The 17,561-nt window shown below is 66.5% G+C and carries 15 protein-coding genes; 7 read left to right on the forward strand and 8 right to left on the reverse strand.

What is annotated here, in order from left to right:
• Positions 1-55: 55 nt before the first annotated feature.
• The 6 genes from ACQPYK_RS43290 to ACQPYK_RS43315 all read right to left on the reverse strand — a co-directional run bounded on the left by ACQPYK_RS43290 (position 56) and on the right by ACQPYK_RS43315 (position 7,643).
• Positions 56-1,804: a DUF3987 domain-containing protein gene (locus ACQPYK_RS43290; RefSeq protein WP_433245355.1), complete on the reverse strand. Its 1,749-nt coding sequence runs from the start codon at positions 1,802-1,804 to the stop codon at positions 56-58.
• Between the two features lie 644 nt (positions 1,805-2,448).
• On the reverse strand, positions 2,449-2,727 hold the full coding sequence (locus tag ACQPYK_RS43295) for a hypothetical protein (protein WP_433245358.1): 279 nt from the start codon (positions 2,725-2,727) through the stop codon (positions 2,449-2,451).
• 72 nt (positions 2,728-2,799) lie between these two features.
• Positions 2,800-3,669 carry a hypothetical protein gene (locus ACQPYK_RS43300; RefSeq protein ID WP_433245361.1) on the reverse strand — a complete coding sequence of 290 codons (870 nt, stop codon included), beginning with the start codon at positions 3,667-3,669 and terminating at the stop codon, positions 2,800-2,802.
• A 58-nt stretch (positions 3,670-3,727) separates the two neighbouring features.
• Positions 3,728-3,895: a hypothetical protein gene (locus ACQPYK_RS43305; protein WP_433245364.1), complete on the reverse strand. Its 168-nt coding sequence runs from the start codon at positions 3,893-3,895 to the stop codon at positions 3,728-3,730.
• A 778-nt stretch (positions 3,896-4,673) separates the two neighbouring features.
• Positions 4,674-5,714: an AAA family ATPase gene (locus tag ACQPYK_RS43310; RefSeq protein ID WP_433245367.1), complete on the reverse strand. Its 1,041-nt coding sequence runs from the start codon at positions 5,712-5,714 to the stop codon at positions 4,674-4,676.
• 282 nt (positions 5,715-5,996) lie between these two features.
• Complete coding sequence (locus ACQPYK_RS43315; RefSeq protein ID WP_433245370.1) at positions 5,997-7,643, reverse strand: recombinase family protein; 1,647 nt, start codon at positions 7,641-7,643, stop codon at positions 5,997-5,999.
• A 308-nt stretch (positions 7,644-7,951) separates the two neighbouring features.
• Here ACQPYK_RS43315 and ACQPYK_RS43320 point away from each other — a divergent pair, with 308 nt between their 5' ends.
• The 3 genes from ACQPYK_RS43320 to ACQPYK_RS43330 all read left to right on the forward strand — a co-directional run bounded on the left by ACQPYK_RS43320 (position 7,952) and on the right by ACQPYK_RS43330 (position 10,879).
• On the forward strand, positions 7,952-8,290 hold the full coding sequence (locus tag ACQPYK_RS43320) for an ArsR/SmtB family transcription factor (protein ID WP_433245373.1): 339 nt from the start codon (positions 7,952-7,954) through the stop codon (positions 8,288-8,290).
• The gene (locus ACQPYK_RS43325) at positions 8,287-8,538 is read left to right on the forward strand and encodes a hypothetical protein (protein WP_433245376.1); all 252 of its coding nucleotides are present in this window, start codon (positions 8,287-8,289) and stop codon (positions 8,536-8,538) included. The genes ACQPYK_RS43320 and ACQPYK_RS43325 overlap by 4 nt, the downstream gene beginning before the upstream one ends.
• A gap of 112 nt (positions 8,539-8,650) precedes the next feature.
• On the forward strand, positions 8,651-10,879 hold the full coding sequence (locus tag ACQPYK_RS43330) for an MMPL family transporter (RefSeq protein ID WP_433245379.1): 2,229 nt from the start codon (positions 8,651-8,653) through the stop codon (positions 10,877-10,879).
• On the opposite strand, the gene ACQPYK_RS43335 is transcribed toward ACQPYK_RS43330, so the two are convergent.
• The gene (locus ACQPYK_RS43335; RefSeq protein ID WP_433245382.1) at positions 10,859-11,914 is read right to left on the reverse strand and encodes a sigma-70 family RNA polymerase sigma factor; all 1,056 of its coding nucleotides are present in this window, start codon (positions 11,912-11,914) and stop codon (positions 10,859-10,861) included. The two genes, ACQPYK_RS43330 and ACQPYK_RS43335, sit on opposite strands and share 21 nt — an antisense overlap.
• A 73-nt stretch (positions 11,915-11,987) precedes the next feature.
• Between ACQPYK_RS43335 and ACQPYK_RS43340 the strand changes: the two genes are divergently transcribed.
• Both ACQPYK_RS43340 and ACQPYK_RS43345 read left to right on the forward strand, forming a co-directional pair.
• Positions 11,988-12,827 carry an alpha/beta fold hydrolase gene (locus tag ACQPYK_RS43340; protein WP_433245384.1) on the forward strand — a complete coding sequence of 280 codons (840 nt, stop codon included), beginning with the start codon at positions 11,988-11,990 and terminating at the stop codon, positions 12,825-12,827.
• A gap of 74 nt (positions 12,828-12,901) precedes the next feature.
• The gene (locus tag ACQPYK_RS43345; RefSeq protein WP_433245387.1) at positions 12,902-14,896 is read left to right on the forward strand and encodes a protein kinase domain-containing protein; all 1,995 of its coding nucleotides are present in this window, start codon (positions 12,902-12,904) and stop codon (positions 14,894-14,896) included.
• Positions 14,897-15,020: 124 nt separating this feature from the next.
• Here ACQPYK_RS43345 and ACQPYK_RS43350 read toward each other — a convergent pair whose 3' ends face one another.
• Complete coding sequence (locus ACQPYK_RS43350) at positions 15,021-15,536, reverse strand: N-acetyltransferase family protein (protein WP_433245390.1); 516 nt, start codon at positions 15,534-15,536, stop codon at positions 15,021-15,023.
• A 154-nt stretch (positions 15,537-15,690) separates the two neighbouring features.
• On the opposite strand from ACQPYK_RS43350, the gene ACQPYK_RS43355 reads away from it, so the two are divergent.
• Both ACQPYK_RS43355 and ACQPYK_RS43360 read left to right on the forward strand, forming a co-directional pair.
• Complete coding sequence (locus ACQPYK_RS43355) at positions 15,691-16,299, forward strand: superoxide dismutase (RefSeq protein WP_433245393.1); 609 nt, start codon at positions 15,691-15,693, stop codon at positions 16,297-16,299.
• 69 nt (positions 16,300-16,368) lie between these two features.
• The gene (locus tag ACQPYK_RS43360; protein ID WP_433245396.1) at positions 16,369-17,526 is read left to right on the forward strand and encodes a serine/threonine-protein kinase; all 1,158 of its coding nucleotides are present in this window, start codon (positions 16,369-16,371) and stop codon (positions 17,524-17,526) included.
• Positions 17,527-17,561 lie beyond the last annotated feature (35 nt).

The raw sequence follows: 17,561 nt of genomic DNA on the forward strand, positions 1-17,561 counted from the left end.
CTGTGAATGAGAAGAGCCCCCTGTGTGGTCCGGGGGCTCTGTTGTGTAGGTGGAGTCAGGCAGCCATCTCTTCAGAGGTCGGGGTCTGGAAGAGCGCCAGAGGAACCGGGGCGACCGGTGTCACAGCAGGGGTCTGAGCCGTGGGCACCACGGCCGGGGCGTCCTGGTTCAGCAGGGCGCGCAGGGCAGCAACCCCGGTCGGCATGGCGGGGGCAGGCTCAACCGGCGTGGTCTCTTCCTCGGTCTGGGGGGCCTCAAGCAGGGCCATCAGGTCACGGACAGCGGAGGGAACCTCAGGGGTTGCCTTGACAACTACGCCCGCCAAGGCGGCCTCTTCCTCGGTTTCCCCCCAGAAGTCCGCGTCATCGATGATCAGGATCTCAAGGAGTTCGTCATCGGTCGGGGTAACCAACTCGGTTCCCTCTCCCATGTCCTCGGCAGTGTCGGTGTGGGTTTCTTCGTTCACCGTGATCGTGGTGGGAGCCAGTAGGGCAAGGGGTTCCTTGGCGATGTTCGTTTCTTCCGAGACCGCATCGTCGGTGTCTTCGACGATGTCCGCTTCGAAGGTCTCGAAGTCCTCATCGTCGAAGGTCTCGGTGGGCTCTCCAGTGTAGATGTAGCGGACGCTGGGACGTCCGCCCCGGCCCTTGGCGCTCTCGCCCTTTACGACGGTGATCGTGTCCAGTTCGGCCACGATGCCGTGAAGGTCACTGGCCTTGAGGTTGAACGTCCGGTAGATCTCGGTAGCGGTACGGCCGGTAGCACCGGCCTTCCTGATGAAGGCCTCAACCTTCACCGACAGGGCGGTTTCCTCGGAAGCCTCAGCTTCCGGCAGTACGTAGGCGATGGTTTCGATGGAGTAGCAGACCAGGGCAAGGGCGGCGTCAAAGTCCCGCTCGCTGATCTCGTCACGGCGCTCCGACAGGGCGAACAATCCGGCCAGTCGGATCATGTAGGCCATCGCCCGTTCGGCGTATTGGCTCATGGTCTCGGTGGAGATCATCGCCTCCACGATGGGACGGTGCTTGGCTTCGAACACTTGGGCCACATACCGGGGCACGGTCACGGCGTCCACCTGCCGGGCGTAGTCGCCCGCCTGACGCAGGGCACGCGCCGCCGCCCTGATGACCTCGTGAGCATCGGAGGACTCGAACACCGGCAGTGTCTTCGACTGGCTCACCCAGACCGGCAGGACCCTGTTCCAGGTGCCGCCTGTGGCGTCCTTACCGCCCGCGACCGCTGCCCAGTTCTTCGGCTGCACGTGCATGATCAGTCCAAGGTGAGGGCGGCGCACCCGAAGGTCATCCATCTTCGTCTTGTGCGCGATGGTCTGGGCGTCGAACGCCTTGCGCAAGTAGATGCCCACCTTGGCATCACGCCGCGCGTTGGACAGGAGCGCGTCTCCCTCCTCCTCCACGAACAAGATCGGGGTACCTAGGGTGCCCTCAGCACGGTCCGCCAGCTCAGTGATGAGCCCCAAGCCCGTGGCTGGAAGACCCTGCACGACGCTCTCTTCCGCGAAGCTGGCGAATGCGGCTTCAACGACCCGCATAGCGATACCCGTAGCGGCGCCTTTACGGCCCTTGCCTGACTGCCCTACGAGAACCCCCCACAGCGCCAGCGGGGAGGAGCCCTTCCCGGTCTCCACGGTCGGCCCGTAGCCGATGTAGGCGCTGTAGGCCGACATCAGGGACACCATGACCCCGACCTTGGAGCCTTCGGTGTAGGGGTCAAGTGCATCCGTGATGCGCCCGAACAGCCCATGGAACGCGTCGTCGCTGATGACAGGGGCGTTGTTCTGCATGGCTTGATAGCCTTCCTCCGCTGGCCCCAACGCGTCCGGTCGCCAAACTGAAGCGCGTTGGGGCTGGTCTATGTCTGAAGCTGGTATCTCAGTCCCGAGTTAGTTCGTTTGCTCGGTTGAATCGGAGCCAGCGGACAGGAAGCTAAACCGTTCAGGTTTCTTTTGTCAACTAACAAACGTCACTTAGTTCGTTAGTCAATGGCTACTCATCAGGCTGCTTAGAAAGTTATGTATCGCATCTCATCAGGCATTATTAGTTATAGCCCCTGGGGTAATCACTATGTTAAGCAGCGAAGACCCCCGCCAGGGGAGTGCTCCCTCCGCCGGCCCCGTACGGTGAAACTTTTTGATGCAGCTCGCGAAGAAACAATCAAACGCCTAGTCGTCGCACGCCGGGCACGGCTGGAAGCTCTGCGGAACACCGCATTCTGTGAGCGTGCAGTGCTCGGACATGATTCGTGAGACATCCGCATGAAACTGCCCGCTGGCGTAGTAGAGATCACAGGTGACGTCGTGACCATCCTCGTTCCGACATGCACACTCGGCATGCGGGATCGCCCTACGGCGCGATACCCTCCCTTGTTTCTTCTTCCCGCTCGCGAACCGGCCATTCTGGCGATCCTGATAGGTGTGGTTGTTGCCTCTCAACTGTCCTCATCCGGCGCTGGAAGCTCCAGGGACTTGATGAGCTTGGACAGGGTTTCGCTGGCTTGCCGGTGCGAGGTGAGGGCGCGGTTCACGATCGCCGTCCCGTTACCCGCAAGGGTGATGACATCTCCTGATGCAATCTCCGCCTCCAGGCGGCTGCAAATGTCGGCGGTGTGACAGGCCCGACGTAGAAGCGTGAGCTTGTCTTCCGGTAGGTCGAATTCGTCAGTAACAAACTTCCAGAGCTGTTGCCCTTCCGGGCCGAATTCCGTCATTCGTCTTCCCTTCCGTGAAAACAAAGAAAGAGCCCCCAAATCCTTGAGGGGATTGGGGGCTCAATGCGGCCGTCAGGCTTCAGAGGCGATGATCAGAGCTTCAGGGCGGATCACCTTGGCACCGGCCACGTGAAGGCCCCGCACCACGTCGCCGAACTTCGTGGGGTGCCTGAGAGCCTCCAGCTTGGTGAGCTGGTCACCGTAGGTGGTCGCCACCGGGGAGCCAACAATCATGTTCACCCCGACCGGGAGGTGCGGAGTGGACGCAATAGTGAATCCGGCAAGACTGCCAATGACACCATTCTGAATAGGCTCTGACGAGCCGTAAGACGAGGCAATGAAACGCTCGTGACGGAGCATCAAGGCCTTTACCTCAGGTCGGACGACAGCGAATCGGCCCTTGGCGGGGATGTCGCTGTTGTCGAGAACAACGCCATAGTCAACGAGCGCATTGAACGGGTCGCCGGGGGTCGCCCCGGTGGCCTTGAAAACCTTCTTGTTAGCGGGGAGAGCACCCTCAAGCATCTTCACGCCAACATAGGAGTCAGCAGCGACCCTAAGGCCCTGCATCGCCTCATCGGTGGCGATGCCGATCGGGTCGGGCTTACCGGTCTCGTAGGCGGCCTGCTGGACCTTGTCCAGGTCCCCCAGGATGAAGGCGAACGCCCTACCGTGATCAATGACAAGGGTCTGCTTGTCGGTCTCCACGAACTCCGGCTGAACGTCGGCATTTCGGGTGTAGTCAACAATGGTTGGGCGGGTCAGCGCGTTAATGTGGAGTCGATCGCCGAACCCGTGGATTTCGTCATCAAAATCCCGGTTCGCGCAGAGGCCAGAAGCAAGAACGAGTTCCTCGGAGAGAGGAACCATCAGTAGCGCCGACCAGACCTCAGGAATGAACGACGCGATCTCGGTATTACCAGTAGCGGGGAAAACTGCCATCAGGGCATCAACTCTTTCAGGGGGGAACTGTCGAACATCAGTGCTTGAGTAGTGCGGGTCAGATCTTCCAGCCGTGTACCGTGGGAGCCCAGTACGTGATGGACTTGGGGTCATCCAGCGGTCCGTTAACCGCCACAATCCGAATCTCAGGGTCAAGGCGGTTCTCTCGCCAAGCGGTGAGGACTTCCTTGGCCGTCATGTCTGAGAACTGGTCAACAGTGATCATGTAGGTCTCCAAACGATAGGTGGGCATGTGAAAGGCCCTCGGCCTGGGAACGGCCGGGGGCCTTCGATGAGGTATCGAGAGGAGAGCCCTAAACTTCCTCTCGCCATGTATTAGACAATCGCGTTCAACAATTGTGCTAGACGCCCTTGGACGGCTAACCAATCAACGTCAGCAATTCATGCAGGTTGTCCCAGCACTCATCTGAGCAATGGCCAGAGAACTCAACCCTGGCCTCAGGGCTTGCCTTGGAGCCACAAGCCAAGCACAGGCCTTTTCGGCGGCGGTAGCTACGCCGGGCATGCTCCCGATCCCGTAGCCGCTTCGCTTCCCTGAAGCACTCGTTAGAGCAGTACTCGCGCCATGCTCCGGGGCGGCCCTCGCCGAGCTTTCTCGTCTCCTGGACTGCCTTCTTGCAGTGGAGGCAGTCGAAGACCTTGGTGAGGTAACCATCTTTGAATCGGTGGACTTCTTCTCCTAACTGAGTGTGCTCATCAGCCGCCCATGAGGGCGGCGGCCTGAGCCGCCCAACGGGCCTGTAAAGGCCCGACAGCCACTCTGAGTAGTGCCCACGGCGTGAACCGTGGGACTGTAAAAATGTCTGAAGTAACTAACTGGCTGGGCAGCCCCCAAGGCTGCCCGTTGTTGTATGGAGTAGTTGGCCTTCCGGCTAGGGCCTCCAGGCCCTTAGTCCCCCTCCCGCTGGTCGGTTGAGAGACTAAGTGGGTAAAGGGGGGAGCTACGACCCCCTATTAGGGGTAATCCGGTAATCGGTAATCGTCTACGCGGCCAGCGGCCCCTTCAACACCCACTGACCCCCTTCAAGGTCTACAAGGTTCTTCCATTCAGACTTGGACAAGTTGGGCGCGCTGGGCAGCTTGAATGCCGCCTTGACCATGTCGGCGGCTTCCTTCTTGTTCCTACCGTGGCCGTTCTTCGCGAGGTATCGCGCCACGTCTGTCCGCTGGTTCAGCGTGTCGCGGCTACGGGTGCGGGCACTCGATCGGAGTTGTTCGCCGCCCGTCTCTTTCTGTACCTCGAAACGGGGAACGTCGATCGCATCCCCGGTGAACGTGATCTTGTGGCTGTCACCCCGGTTCCCGTCCGCCTCCAGGGTCCAGACCCCGGCCTTGGATCGTCTGATGCGGGTTCGCCAGCGGAAACCCCCCGAGATCGTGGAATGTCCCAGGGGTTTGCCTGAGCGGTGCTGTCCGCCCTTCTCGGACTCGTGAGCCACCATGACCACGGGAATGCCCTGCCGGGTGAAGTGACGAACCCCGTTCAAGATCTCGGCGACAGGGGGAGAGTCGTTAAGGTTCCCCATCGTGAGCTGGCTCAGCACGTCCAAGACGACGAAGTTGGAGCCTTGCTCTACCACCAGGTCATAGAGCGCCTCCCAGAGCTTGGGAGTCATCGAGGGCAGGCCGTAGAAGCGGACAGGGGGCTTGGCGTCTCCGAGTACTGCCGCCATGCGGGATTTGTACTCGCTGCCGCCACCGTCGTCGGTCCAGCACACGGCGGGCCGCCATCCCTTGCCGGTGCGCTCCACCGGACGGCCGAGGAAGGGCTCACCCGAAACGAGCGATGCCAGGACGCCCGCCGTGACAAGTGACTTCCCGGCCTTGGGCTCCCCATAGATCAAGGTGGATCTGGCCGACACGATGCCGTCGATGATGAACAGGTCTCGGGCCTGCTCGGTGTCCACTTCCTCCCAGGCCTGCACAATGAACGAACTGTTGTGCAGCTCCGGCCTGACTTGGCCTGCCAAAGGGACGTTCAACTCGGGTGACGCAACAAACACAAGGGTTCCCTTCGGGATCATGGAATCTGGGCATACTGACGCAGACCCAACCCATCAGCCGAGGGGAGCCCGTACGTCTCCGGCGGGCACACCTGACCTAAGCCAGGTACGGCCTCACTACTACTGCGCTGGCCTGTGGTTGGCGGCCAGAGGGCTTACAGGGCCTCGCCTCTACTGGGCGCTCAGAACCGCTGTGCCTCTCCAGCAACTCTCCAGTTTAGAGAATGATGATCTTGAGCTCAAGTCGGCATACATGCGACATGAGGAAGCCCCGCCGAAGCGGGGCTTCTGGTGGGGCCTGGACTACACCGCCTGTGGGACTTGCTTTCGCGTGATCCGCTCTCGCGCAAGCTCAGTGAGCTGCTCAAGGGAGAGGAGGCCGCCGCCTTCCGCAGTGGGAACCTGGTGATCCACCCTGTAGTAGTCGACCCCGTCCAGTTGGAGGCCGTTCTCTTCGATGACCTCCTTAAGATCCTCGAACTCGACTACAACGCTTTCGCGTGCCCAATCAACCAGGTCACGGAAGATGACAACGCGGATGCCGTGCTTCTTGAGGAAGGCGCGCTTCTGTTCGTCGTCCTTCTCTGCCCAGACCTCTCCATAGGTCCGCCCCGTGTTCACGAACTTCGGAGAGCTGTCCAGCTCCTCAACCTCTGCGCGGAGTCGAGTGACCTTGGATGAGAGGTTCCTGTGCATCTTCCAGTAGGACTCCTCCTGCCCTTCCCCGTCGTACTTCCCTGCGATGTAGTCGCCTTCAAGGCGATCTAGCCGCGCCTTGACAGCTTCGAGTTCAGCGCGGATCGGTCCAGAGTTCATGGGCGACTTCTCGAAGACTGGCGCCTTGCCAAGAGCACGACTCACAGCATCGTTCACCAACTCGTCAAGGAGTGCTCTCCTTGCTCTTCCTGGAAGCGGGCAAGTACCCGTCTGAAGGTTGTTACAGGCGTAGTAGAAGTGGTTAACGGTGCCGCTCTTGTTCTGCTTTGTCTTCTTCGCAGACGACACGTTGGCACCGCACACACCGCAGGCCGCCACTCCTCCAAGCATCGAGCGTGACGGGGTAGACCTGACCGCCTTGCGTTCATCGGTGGTGAAGCGGATGACCATCTGGTTCCACTCCTCCGCAGTCATGATCGGGTTCGATGCGATCATGACCGGGTTGCCCTCCTCGTCCTCCACCTGCTCCCCCTTATAGGTGAAGAACCCTGCGGCGGTCGGGTTGGTGACGATGGCCACGATGGTGCTTGAGGTCCACTGAACTCCTCGCGACGGTTTCCCTGACTTGATCCGTAGATAGTCCCGCCATGTCGGCACCTTGCGGTTGTTAAGGTCTACAGCGATCCGGTAGGCCGACCAGTCAGTCTTCACTCTGTCCACGATCTCCCGTAGAAGAGCCGCGTACTCAGGGTCTTGGACCAACTTCTTGCCCTTGCCCGCAGCGTTGTTTGTGAACTGGTAGCCGAACGGAAGAACCCCTCCGGTCCACACGCCCATCTCCAGCCGGGTCTGAGCGCTGGCCTGAATGCGGGCGCGGATCGTGTCCAGCTCCCCCTCGGCGAACGCCGCGATGATCTGAGCGAACATCTTTCCCATGGGGGTGGACATGTCGATGCCCTCGGTGACAGAGACGATGGTCTTACCGCGCTTCTGGCACCACTCCATCATCTCGGCGAAGTGCTTGGAGCGACGAGTAAGCCGGTCGATCTTCCAGACGGCGATGACATCGAACTCGTCTTCCCGCTCCCTGAGCCAGGGGCCGAGCTTGGGCCGCTTCAACGGGTCCAGGCCGCCGGACACGTCCAGGTCCTCAGCCCAACCAACCAGGGTTCCGTTGACGTGCGGGGAATTGGCCCAGTGCTGGATGGCGTCGCGCTGACGCTCCGGGGCAGTGCTGGCATCGGTGGTGACGCTGAGCCGGACCACGCCCAGCACACGGGGGTTCTCTACCATGATCGGCATGATAAGTCGGTTGCAGTTAGACAGACAAGATAGAGGACTTCTTCACCGACACGACCGGCCCCGTCCTGTCCATCGGCCGCCGCTGACCCCGGTCTCACCTCCGCGGGTCCCGCCCCCGATCTCGAAGGCCCGGCTCCTCGAACACGCATTCGAGGAGCCGGGCCTTTTCCGTACGCGGTCCGACCGGGTGAGGAGCGGCCAGGTCACGGATGGACGCGATGCCCGACTCACTCCGGGCCCAGATTGGTAAATCCGACTAGGCACCTGCTAACTTTTATTTGCATGTATGGGGACGCGTCGTGAGCGCCCCGGCGCCGACCGGGGACGAGCTGCTGAAGGTGATGGCCACGCTGGCCAATCCGCACCGGCTGCGCGTCCTCGCGGCGCTCGCGGGAGGACGCGACTACGTGAGCCGGCTCGCCCGCGAGCTGGGCATCAGCCGTCCCCTCCTGCAGGTCCACCTGCGCAAGCTGGAGGCGGCGGGGCTGGTGACGGGCCGGACGGAGCTTTCGGAGGACGGCAAGGCGATGAAGTTCTACGAGGTGAACCCGTTCACCATCGAGCTGACCCCACAGGCCATCCAGGCCGCGGTGAGCACGCTGACCGTACCTGGGGCAGACACGGAGGGATCGGAATGATGGACGGACACAGCCTGGCGGAGGTGGCCGGCGCCATCGGCATCTTCGTCTTCGTCACCACGGTGATCACGGTGATCATCGTCCAGGTCGGCGCGACGGTTCGGGCTCGCGCGGCGCTCGCACGCGAGGACGAATACCGCAGGCTCGCATCGAGCAGCGCGGACGCACAGCGGGACATCGAGCGGCAACTCGGTGATATCGGCGAGCGACTGGCCGCGATCGAGAAGATCCTCAAGACCGTCGAATAGCCCTACGGGCACGCATGTCCTGGGCCACCGAGCGGCAACTCGGCGGCCCAGGTGAACGAAGAAGTACGCGCCAACTCACAGGAACGCTCCTTCATAGAAAGGACAGCAGTTCATGCTGCCTGAAAGCAAATCGCGCGGCCCATTGGCGGAGCGGATCGCCGCCTGGTCGGTCCGCCACCGCGTGACCGCGGTCATCGGGTGGTTCGCCCTGGTGGCCGTCTCCGTACTCGCCGGCACGGTCCTGGGCCTCGACCCGGCGAACAGCACCGATCCGGGCGAGTCCGGCCGCGCCGACCGGGTCCTGGACGCCCAGAGCGGCTACGTCCCGCTGCAGGAGAACGTCCTGGTCCAGCCACTCGGGAAGGGCGGCTCATCCAAGAAGGGCGGATCGCCCCTCACCGCCGACCCGGAGGTCAGGAGTGCCGTCGAGGATCTGACCGCGAGCGTGCGCCGGACGCCGGGCGCGGTCGCCGCCCTGCGCTCGCCTCTGGAGCCGGGCGGCGCCGGCCTGGTCTCCGCGGACGGACGCTCCGGCCTGGTCAACGTCCAGATCGCCGGACCCGACGAGCGGTTCCGCGACCACTACACCGCGATCGAGTCGGTGGTCAGGGAGGTGGCGGCCAGGCATCCCGGCGTACGACTGGCACAGGCCGGAGACGTGAGCCTGGCGGACGCGGTGGACGGCGGCATCAAAGACGACATGAAGCGGGCCGAGTTCTTCTCGTTGCCGCTCACCGTGGCGATCCTGCTGGTGGTGTTCGGCTCGCTGATCGCGGCGGGAATTCCGCTGCTGCTGGCCGCCACCACCGTGCTCACCGCGTTCGGCCTGCTCCAGGTGGTCGCGCACTGGGTCCCCGTCAATAGCGCCACCTCCTCCGTCGTGCTGCTGATCGGCCTCGCCGTCGGCATCGACTACTCGCTGTTCTACCTGCGCCGGGAACGCGAGGAACGGGCCGCCGGACACGGCGTGGCCGAGGCCCTCAAGATCACCGCACGAACCTCGGGGCACGTGGTGGCCGTCTCCGGTCTCACCGTGATGCTGTGCCTGACCGGCCTGCTGCTCACCGGTCTGGACAACTTCCGGGGCCTGACCGCGGGGACGGTCCTGGTCGTCGGTCTCGCCATGGTCGGCTCGGTCACGGTGCTGCCCGCCCTGCTGGCCCTGCTCGGTCACCGCGTCGACAGGGCTCGCGTTCCGTGGCTCGGCCGCCGCCGTACCGCGGCCGGCGAGTCCCGCTTCTGGACGGCGGTGGCGCGCGTGGTCGTGCGGCGTCCGCTGCTGTGGGGAGGCCTGGCCGCGCTCGTCCTGGTCGTGCTGGCCCTGCCCGCGTTCGGGATGCGGCTGCAGGACGCCGCGGTCACCGACAGCCTGCCCCGCGAGGTCCCGGTGGTGGACGCCGCGATCCGCATGCAGGAGGCGTTCCCCGGCAGCCCGCTGCCCGCGTGGGTGGTCGTGTGGGAGAAACGGGCCGGCGCACTGGACGCTCCCGGGGTACGGCGGGCGGTGAAGGAACTGCGTCCGGTCTCCACCGCGCGCGTCGGCCGGATCATGGTCGCCCGCGTCCCGCTGGCCGACTTCGGCACGGGCGAGGTGGCCAACCGCTCCCTGGAGGAACTGCGCGCCGTGAAGGCCCCGGCCGCGCTCGGCTCACTGGACGGGCTGGACTACGCGGTGTCGGGCAAGACGGCGTTCGCCTACGACTTCACCAGACAGATCACCGAACGCTCACCGCTGGTGATCGGGTTCGTGCTCGTGCTCGCGCTCGCGCTGCTGGCGGTCTCGTTCCGTTCCCTGGCGGTTTCCCTGGTGTCGGTCCTTCTCAACCTGCTGTCACTCGGCGCCGCCTACGGGGTGCTGACCTGGGTGTTCCAGGACGGCCACCTGAGCACGGCGCTCGGCTTCACCCCCTACGGCGGGGTGGTCGGCTGGTTGCCGCTGTTCATGTTCGTGATCCTGTTCGGGTTGAGCATGGATTACCACATCTTCGTCCTCAGCCGGATCCGGGAACGCCGTGCCGCCGGCGTCTCGGTGCGCCAGGCCGTCATCACCGGGATCGGCACCAGTTCCGGCGTCGTCACCAGCGCCGCCGTGATCATGACCGCCGCGTTCAGCGTCTTCGTGGTGCTGTCGGCGATCGAGTACAAGATGATGGGCGTCGGGCTCTCGGCCGCCGTCCTGATCGACGCGACCGTTGTCCGGGGGGTGTTGTTGCCCGCCGCGATCACCTTGCTCGGCGAGCGGTCCACGGCTCCCGCGTCCGCGCCTCCAGGGGAGGGAGCGGGGCCGGGCCTTCGGCGCGGGTCGGACGTCGCTCCCCGGTCAGGGCAGCGTGGCGGGTAGCCCGAAGGGCGCGAAGTGGCCGGGACCGATGAATGAGGTGACTTCGGCGATTCGCTCGCCGCGCAGGGTCAGCACGTTGACCGACCAGCCGAGGTAGGCGCCGGCGTCGTCGTTCCAGAGGTAGCAGCCCACGCCGGGCTGGCCGTTCGCGCTGATCGGAACGTGCCGCCAGCTTCCGCAGCCGGTCAGCGGGACCTGCTCGGCGAAGTCGGTGACGGCCTCCAGCCCGTGGTACCAGTGCGCCAGCGGCGGCATCGACCAGGTGACGTCCTCGGTGAGCAGCGCGACCAGGGCGTCGGTGTCACCGCGTTCCAGCGCGGCCGAGTATCCGGCGACGATCTCCCGCACCCGCGCGTCGCCGATCTCCCGCAGCGTCCGCTGCTGGGTGGCGGAGGGAACTTTCTCCGCGACGACCTTGCGGGCTCGGGCCAGGGCGGAGTTCACCGACGTGGTGGTGGTGTCCATCATCGCGGCGATCTCGGCGGCGGAGAAACCGAGCACCTCGAAGAGCAGCAGCGCCGCCCGCTGGTTGCCCGGCAGGTGTTGCAGGGCCGCGACGAAGGCGAGTTCGACGGCTTCGCGCTGCTCGTAGCGCGCGTCCGGACCGGCCGGGCCGTGAGCCAGGCCCGCGTCGGAGTAGGGGCCCAGCCAGGCGATGTCGGTCAGCGGGGTGTCTCCGACCATGGCGCGGTCGCTGGACGGGCCGAGATCGACGGGCAGGGCCCGCCTGCCTCGGGCTTCGACGACGTCCAGGCAGGTGCGGGTGGACACGGTGTAGAGCCACGAGCGCAGCGAGCTACGGCCTTCGAAGCGCGCGAGCCCCCGCCACGCCCGCAGCAGGGCGTCCTGCAGGGCGTCGTCGGCGTCGTGGGTGGAGCCGAGCATGCGGTAGCAGTGGGCGTGCAGCTCCCGGCGCAGCGGCTGGACGAGGCGGGTGAACGCGGCGTCGTCCCCGGCGCGCGCCCGCGCCAGGTCGGGGTCCTCGATGCCCTCGGCGGCCGGGCCGGCGATCCGTACGGAAAAAACTTCGCTCACGAGCGACGATTCTGCCCCACGGCGGGAGTCTCCCCTTCGACCGAGCATCACAGCACCATTGCAGGAGATTTCGTTGAACCACACGACGACCGTCACCGCCGGGTCCCTCAGGGTCTCCGACGCCACACTGCACTACGAGGTGCGGGGCAGTGGCCCTCTCGTGGTGCTCGTCGGCGCCCCGATGGACGCCACGTCCTTCGCGCCGCTGGCCGACCTGCTCGCCGCCGACCACACCGTGCTCACCACCGACCCGCGAGGCATCAACCGCAGCCCCCTCGACGACCCCGAGCAGGACTCGACCCCGGAGATGCGCGCCGACGACCTCTCCCGGCTCCTGACCCACCTCGACGCCGGCCCGGCCGCGGTCTTCGGCTCCAGCGGCGGCGCCGTCAGCGCGCTGGCGCTCGCCATCGCCCACCCCGGGCAGGTGCACACCGTGATCGCGCACGAGCCCCCGCTCAATGAGCTGCTCGACGACCGTGAAGAGCGCGACGCCGCGGTCGACGACATCATCGCCACCTACGTCTCCGGCGACGCCGCGGGCGCCTGGGCCAAGTTCATGATCAACGCCAACATCACCATGCCCGCGTTCGACGAGTCCGCCGGCACGCCCGGGGCGGCGCCGGCCGAGCCCGATCCGCAGCAGGTCGCTGCCGAGCGCTTCTGGTTCATGCACGAGATGCGCCCGACCACCCGCTGGCGGCCCGACATCGCCACCCTGCGCGCCGGGGCCACCCGCATCGTGGTCGGCGTCGGCGACGAGTCGGCCGGCCAGCTCTGCGACCGCGCGTCGACCGCGCTCGCCGCGGCGCTCGGCACGAAGCCGACGGCTTTCCCCGGCGGCCACATCGCCTTCGTCGACGACCCCGACGGATTCGTCCCCCGGCTGCGTTCGGTCCTGCGCGGTGACTGAGCGACGGCACCGCGAGCGCACAGAAAGGGGGATCTTTCTGTCCTTTAGTTGATCTTTCCGGTATATCTGCACCTATGAGGCAGATACAGCCACTGCAGCCGTCCGACCCCGTCCGGCTCGGGCGATTCCGGTTGACCGGCCGGCTGGGCAGCGGCGGCCAGGGTGTGGTGTTCCTGGGGACGGACGAGGCCGGGCAGCGGTTCGCGGTGAAGGTTCCGCACCTGCCCAACTGGGCCGACGGCGACCTGCGGGAGCGCTTCGCTCGCGAGCTGGAGACGGCCCGGCGCACCGCCCCGGCGTTCACGGCCCGGATCGTCGAGGCCGACCTCGAAGGCGAGCAGCCGTACATCGTCAGCGAGTACATCGAGGGCGCCAGCCTGCGCGAGCTCGTGACGGCCGACGGCCCGCTGCACCAGGACGCCGTCCACCGGCTGGCCATGGGCCTCGCCTCGGCGCTGGCCGCGATCCACCAGGCGGGCATCGTGCACCGCGACGTCAAGCCGGACAACGTCCTGATGGGGCCCGACGGGCCACGCCTGATCGATTTCGGCATCGCCCGGCTGCCCGGCATCACCATGACCTCCTCGGGCCAGATGCTGGGCACGCCCCTGTACATGGCGCCGGAGGTCTTCGGCGGCGAGCGGGTGGGGCCCGCGGCCGACGTTTTCGCCTGGGGGGCGGTCGTCGCGTTCGCGGCGACGGGCAGGCACGCCTTCGAGGGAGGCGAGATCCCGGCGATCATGCGTCGCATCCTCACCGAGCAGCCCGACCTCACGGCGGTCTCCGAGACGATCCGGCCCGTCGTGGCCGCGGCCCTCGCCAAACAGCCCGCCGACCGCCCCAACGCGGTGGACCTGCTGGTGCGGCTGGTCGGCGGCCCCTCCGCGGGTCCCCCGCAGCTCAACACCGTGGAGGTCGCGGCGGCGGCCAGGCGGCGCAGGACGCGGGTCGCGCTGGCCGCCGGGAGCGCGGTGCTCGTGCTGGCCACCGCCGGAGTGGTGGTGGCCGCACGGCAGGCGGAGCTCGGCACGACCGGCGACTCCGGCGGGACGATGGCGCAGGGCCCGGGGAGCGGCTCCGTCAAGCGGGACGGGCGGTCGGGGACCGGCGGGAAGACGACGGGGGATCCGGCCTTGCCGGGATTCGAGGACAAGCCCGTGCAGGACCCCGCCGAGCCGGAGACCGGCGACAAGTCGGCGAAGAACCCCGGGGCCTACGAGAAGCCGAAGCCCGTGGGCAAGAAGTCGAAGCCGGCCGAGGAGGAGGGCGGCGGATCGGCGGGTTCCACCCAGGAGGACGAACCGGCCGCCGGTTCGCCGCCGGCGGTGTCGGAGGGCGGCACACGCGCCTACTACGACGTCGGCGCCGCCGAACACGGCCGCCAGGCCGCCCGGCTCAAGGAGGCGGGCTTCCGCCCCCTGTCGATCTCCATCACCGACCGGGGCTACACGGCGCTGTGGGGCAAGGTCCCGGGCGACGCGTACGTGACCGCGCATGACCTAACGCTCGGGGAGTACCAGACGTTCTGGGAGAAATGGGTCGCGAAGGGCTACGTGGAGACGATCACGGCCGCGCACGGCGCCGGCTCGGCGGCGGTTTTCGCGATCGTCATGGAGAAGCGCGAGGTCGGGCATCTGGCCCACTTCGGGATGACCAGCCCCCGGTTCCGCATCCGCAACGCCGAGGCGGCCCGCAAGGGATACATCCCCTCGTGGATCACCATCTACGGCGTCCCCGGCAGCCTGCGCTACAGCGCGGCCTGGGTGCAGAACACCGAGGGCACCGACTGGCACGTCACCTTCAAACAGACGGCACAGCAGTTCCAGGCCGAGTTCGACCGGCAGGCCCGCGACCATTTCCGGCCGGATGTCACGATCGCTCCCGACGGGAAGTACACGGCGGTCTGGAAGCGGACGCAGGGCGCCTGGTCCTGCTACAGCGGGCTGATCGCGTCGCGGCACGTGGCCCGGCTGAAGCAGCTGCGGCGCGAGGGTTACCGGCTCACCCGTCTGACCGCCGCCCAGGTGGGCGCCAAGGTGCGCTACTCGCTGCTGGCGGCCAAGGAGTAACGGCGGGCCGGTCGGGCGCCGGGTGTGCGAGCCGTACGGAAGGCCCGGACGCCGGGGCGGCCCCGCGCGGGGAACAGAGACGGTGGCGGCGAGGCCGAGGGGCCGGGCGAGCCGTACGGGAGGCTCAGGAATCGGGCGAGAGGTAGAGCCGGAACGTCTCGCCGCGGACGGTGAACTCGCGCAGGCGGCGCCAGCCGAGGCGCTCGTAGAGGCGAACGGCCGCGGCGGCCTTCGGCGCGGTCACCAACCAGGAGGCGCCCACGCCGGCGGTGAGGCGCCGGACCAGGGCGGCGCCGACCCCGCGCCCGGCGAAGCGGGGATCGACCGCGACCTCGTGGAGCTCGAAGCGGGAGGCCAGCATCGAAAGGTCGCCGACGGCGTCGGCGATGGGGCGGTAGAGGCGGTCGTCGGGCCACGGGTCCGGGCTCGGGAAGCCGTAGACGAACCCGGCGGGCTCGCCGTCCACATAGGCGGCGTCGCATCGGAAACCCGGCGTCCGGGCATGGGAGGCCAGGCGATCGGCGAACGCCTCGATCTGGTCAGGGGTCTCATGCCACGGCGGCGGTGCGAACGCCGCCGCATAAATCGACCGGAACGCTGCGGTGCCCGGCTTCGCGTCGAACGTCAGCCCGACAGGCATGAGACCCCCTCAAGGACCAAACCTACACCTGCCATCATGAATTAGTTGCGAACTATTCGCAATAGTGGCAGGACTAAGTCGCAAGGCTGACGCAGATGCGAACTATTTGCAATAGTGTCCGGAAGGTCAATGATCGACGAGGAGGTAGACCCCCATGGGTGAGTACACCCTTCCGGACATGCCCTACGACTACGCGGCGCTGGAGCCCGCGATCACCGGCGAGATCCTGGAGCTGCACCACTCCAAGCACCACGCCGCCTACGTCAAGGGGGCCAACGACACGCTGGAGCGGCTGGCCGAGGCCCGCGACAAGGGCGAGTTCGGCGGGCTGGTCGGACTGGAGAAGACCTTCGCCTTCAACCTGTCCGGCCACGTCCTGCACTCGATCTTCTGGGAGAACCTCTCACCCGACGGCGGCGACCGTCCCGACGGAGAGCTGGCCGCGGCGATCGACGAGCACTTCGGCTCGTTCGAGGCCTTCGCCAAGCAGCTGACCACCGCCACCGCGGGCGTCCAGGGCTCCGGCTGGGGCATCCTTGCCTGGGAGCCGCTGTCGCGCCGCCTGGTGATCGAGCAGGTCTACGACCACCATGGCAACGTCGGCATGAACACCACCCCGCTGCTGGTCTTCGACGCCTGGGAGCACGCCTACTACCTGCAGTACCGCAACGTGCGGCCCGACTACGTCGAGAAGCTCTGGGGCATCGTGAACTGGGCGGACGTCGCCCGGCGCTTCTCAACAGTTACGAGCACGAAAATCTGACCGAAGAACGCAAGAAGATTCGGCCCGGTGTCTACTGGTCGCATTACGCAAATCGGTAAGCTGCCCCACATGCGTGCGCCGTCCGGATACCTTCTTGCAGCGCGCTACCGGCTGTCGGAGCCGGTCGGGCGCGGCGGCATGGGCACCGTCTGGCGAGCACATGACGAGCTGCTCGGCCGAGAGGTGGCCGTCAAGGAGGTTCGGCTGCCCCTCGTCCTCGACGAGGAGCTGCGGGCGGAGCTGTGCGCCAGGACCGAGCGTGAGGGACGGGCGACCGCGATGGTCGCCCACCCCTCGGTGATCACCGTCTTCGACGTCGTCACCGAGGACGAGCGCCCCTGGATCGTGATGGAGCTGCTGCGGGCCCGGTCCCTGGAGCAGCTCCTGCAGGACCGGGGCCCGCTGCCGCCGCGCCAGGTGGCGGAGATCGGGCGGCAGGTCCTGGGCGCGCTGCGGGCCGTGCACGCCAAGGGGATCCTGCACCGCGACGTCAAGCCCAGCAACGTCCTGGTGACCGACGACCGGGCGGTGCTGACCGACTTCGGCCTGGCCGCGCTGGAAGGCGACGTGTCGATCACCCAGGCGGGCATCGTGCTCGGCTCGGCCGGATACATCGCCCCCGAGCGCGTGTTGGGTTCAAAAGCCCACCCCTCGGCCGACCTGTGGTCGCTCGGCGCGACCCTCTACACCGCCGTCGAGGGCCGCGGCCTGCACGGCCGCCGTACGGCCGCCGCCGCGTTGGCCGCCCTGACCAGCGGCGAGCCCATCCCGATGGAGAAAGCCGGCCCGCTGACCCCGGTGTTGCAGGGCCTGCTCAAGATCGATCCGAACGCCCGGCTCGACGCGGTGCGCGCCTCGCTGATGCTCGCCCGGGTGGCGGCGGGCGGATCTGCCGAGGAGCCGATCGCACGGACCCAGGGCAAGCCCGTGGGCAACACCGCGGGCAGGCCGCCCAGGAACACCGCGACGATCACCGCTCCCCCGTTCAGCCGTCGCCCGCAGCACCGCGGAACGCATCGGGTCGGCTCCGCGCCGATCCCGGCGCCGCTGCCGATGCCGACCCCGGTGCCGCAGCCTCGCGGGCACCGGCGACCGGCCGAGGGCGTGCACCGCAAGCAGGCCGAACGGCTCCCCGCCCAACGCCCGTTCATCCGGTTCATGACGCCGTTCATCCGGTTGATGCTCCCGCGCCTGCTGTGGCCGAGGGAACTTCGTAAGCGTGGATAAAGCGTTCTTCAAGAAGGGATCGCTATCTTCTTCTC

The organism is Streptosporangium sp. CA-135522 (assembly GCF_050949235.1).
GTDB lineage: Bacteria > Actinomycetota > Actinomycetes > Streptosporangiales > Streptosporangiaceae > Streptosporangium.

Coding starts and splice junctions, on each gene's coding strand:
- ACQPYK_RS43295 (WP_433245358.1), bottom strand. CDS start 2,727: ATGACGGAATTCGGCCCGGAAGGGCAACAGCTCTGGAAGTTTGTTACT.
- ACQPYK_RS43315 (WP_433245370.1), bottom strand. CDS start 7,643: ATGGTAGAGAACCCCCGTGTGCTGGGCGTGGTCCGGCTCAGCGTCACC.
- ACQPYK_RS43360 (WP_433245396.1), top strand. CDS start 16,369: ATGCGTGCGCCGTCCGGATACCTTCTTGCAGCGCGCTACCGGCTGTCG.
- ACQPYK_RS43345 (WP_433245387.1), top strand. CDS start 12,902: ATGAGGCAGATACAGCCACTGCAGCCGTCCGACCCCGTCCGGCTCGGG.
- ACQPYK_RS43355 (WP_433245393.1), top strand. CDS start 15,691: ATGGGTGAGTACACCCTTCCGGACATGCCCTACGACTACGCGGCGCTG.
- ACQPYK_RS43325 (WP_433245376.1), top strand. CDS start 8,287: ATGATGGACGGACACAGCCTGGCGGAGGTGGCCGGCGCCATCGGCATC.
- ACQPYK_RS43350 (WP_433245390.1), bottom strand. CDS start 15,536: ATGCCTGTCGGGCTGACGTTCGACGCGAAGCCGGGCACCGCAGCGTTC.
- ACQPYK_RS43290 (WP_433245355.1), bottom strand. CDS start 1,804: ATGCAGAACAACGCCCCTGTCATCAGCGACGACGCGTTCCATGGGCTG.
- ACQPYK_RS43310 (WP_433245367.1), bottom strand. CDS start 5,714: ATGATCCCGAAGGGAACCCTTGTGTTTGTTGCGTCACCCGAGTTGAAC.
- ACQPYK_RS43330 (WP_433245379.1), top strand. CDS start 8,651: ATGCTGCCTGAAAGCAAATCGCGCGGCCCATTGGCGGAGCGGATCGCC.
- ACQPYK_RS43300 (WP_433245361.1), bottom strand. CDS start 3,669: ATGGCAGTTTTCCCCGCTACTGGTAATACCGAGATCGCGTCGTTCATT.
- ACQPYK_RS43305 (WP_433245364.1), bottom strand. CDS start 3,895: ATGATCACTGTTGACCAGTTCTCAGACATGACGGCCAAGGAAGTCCTC.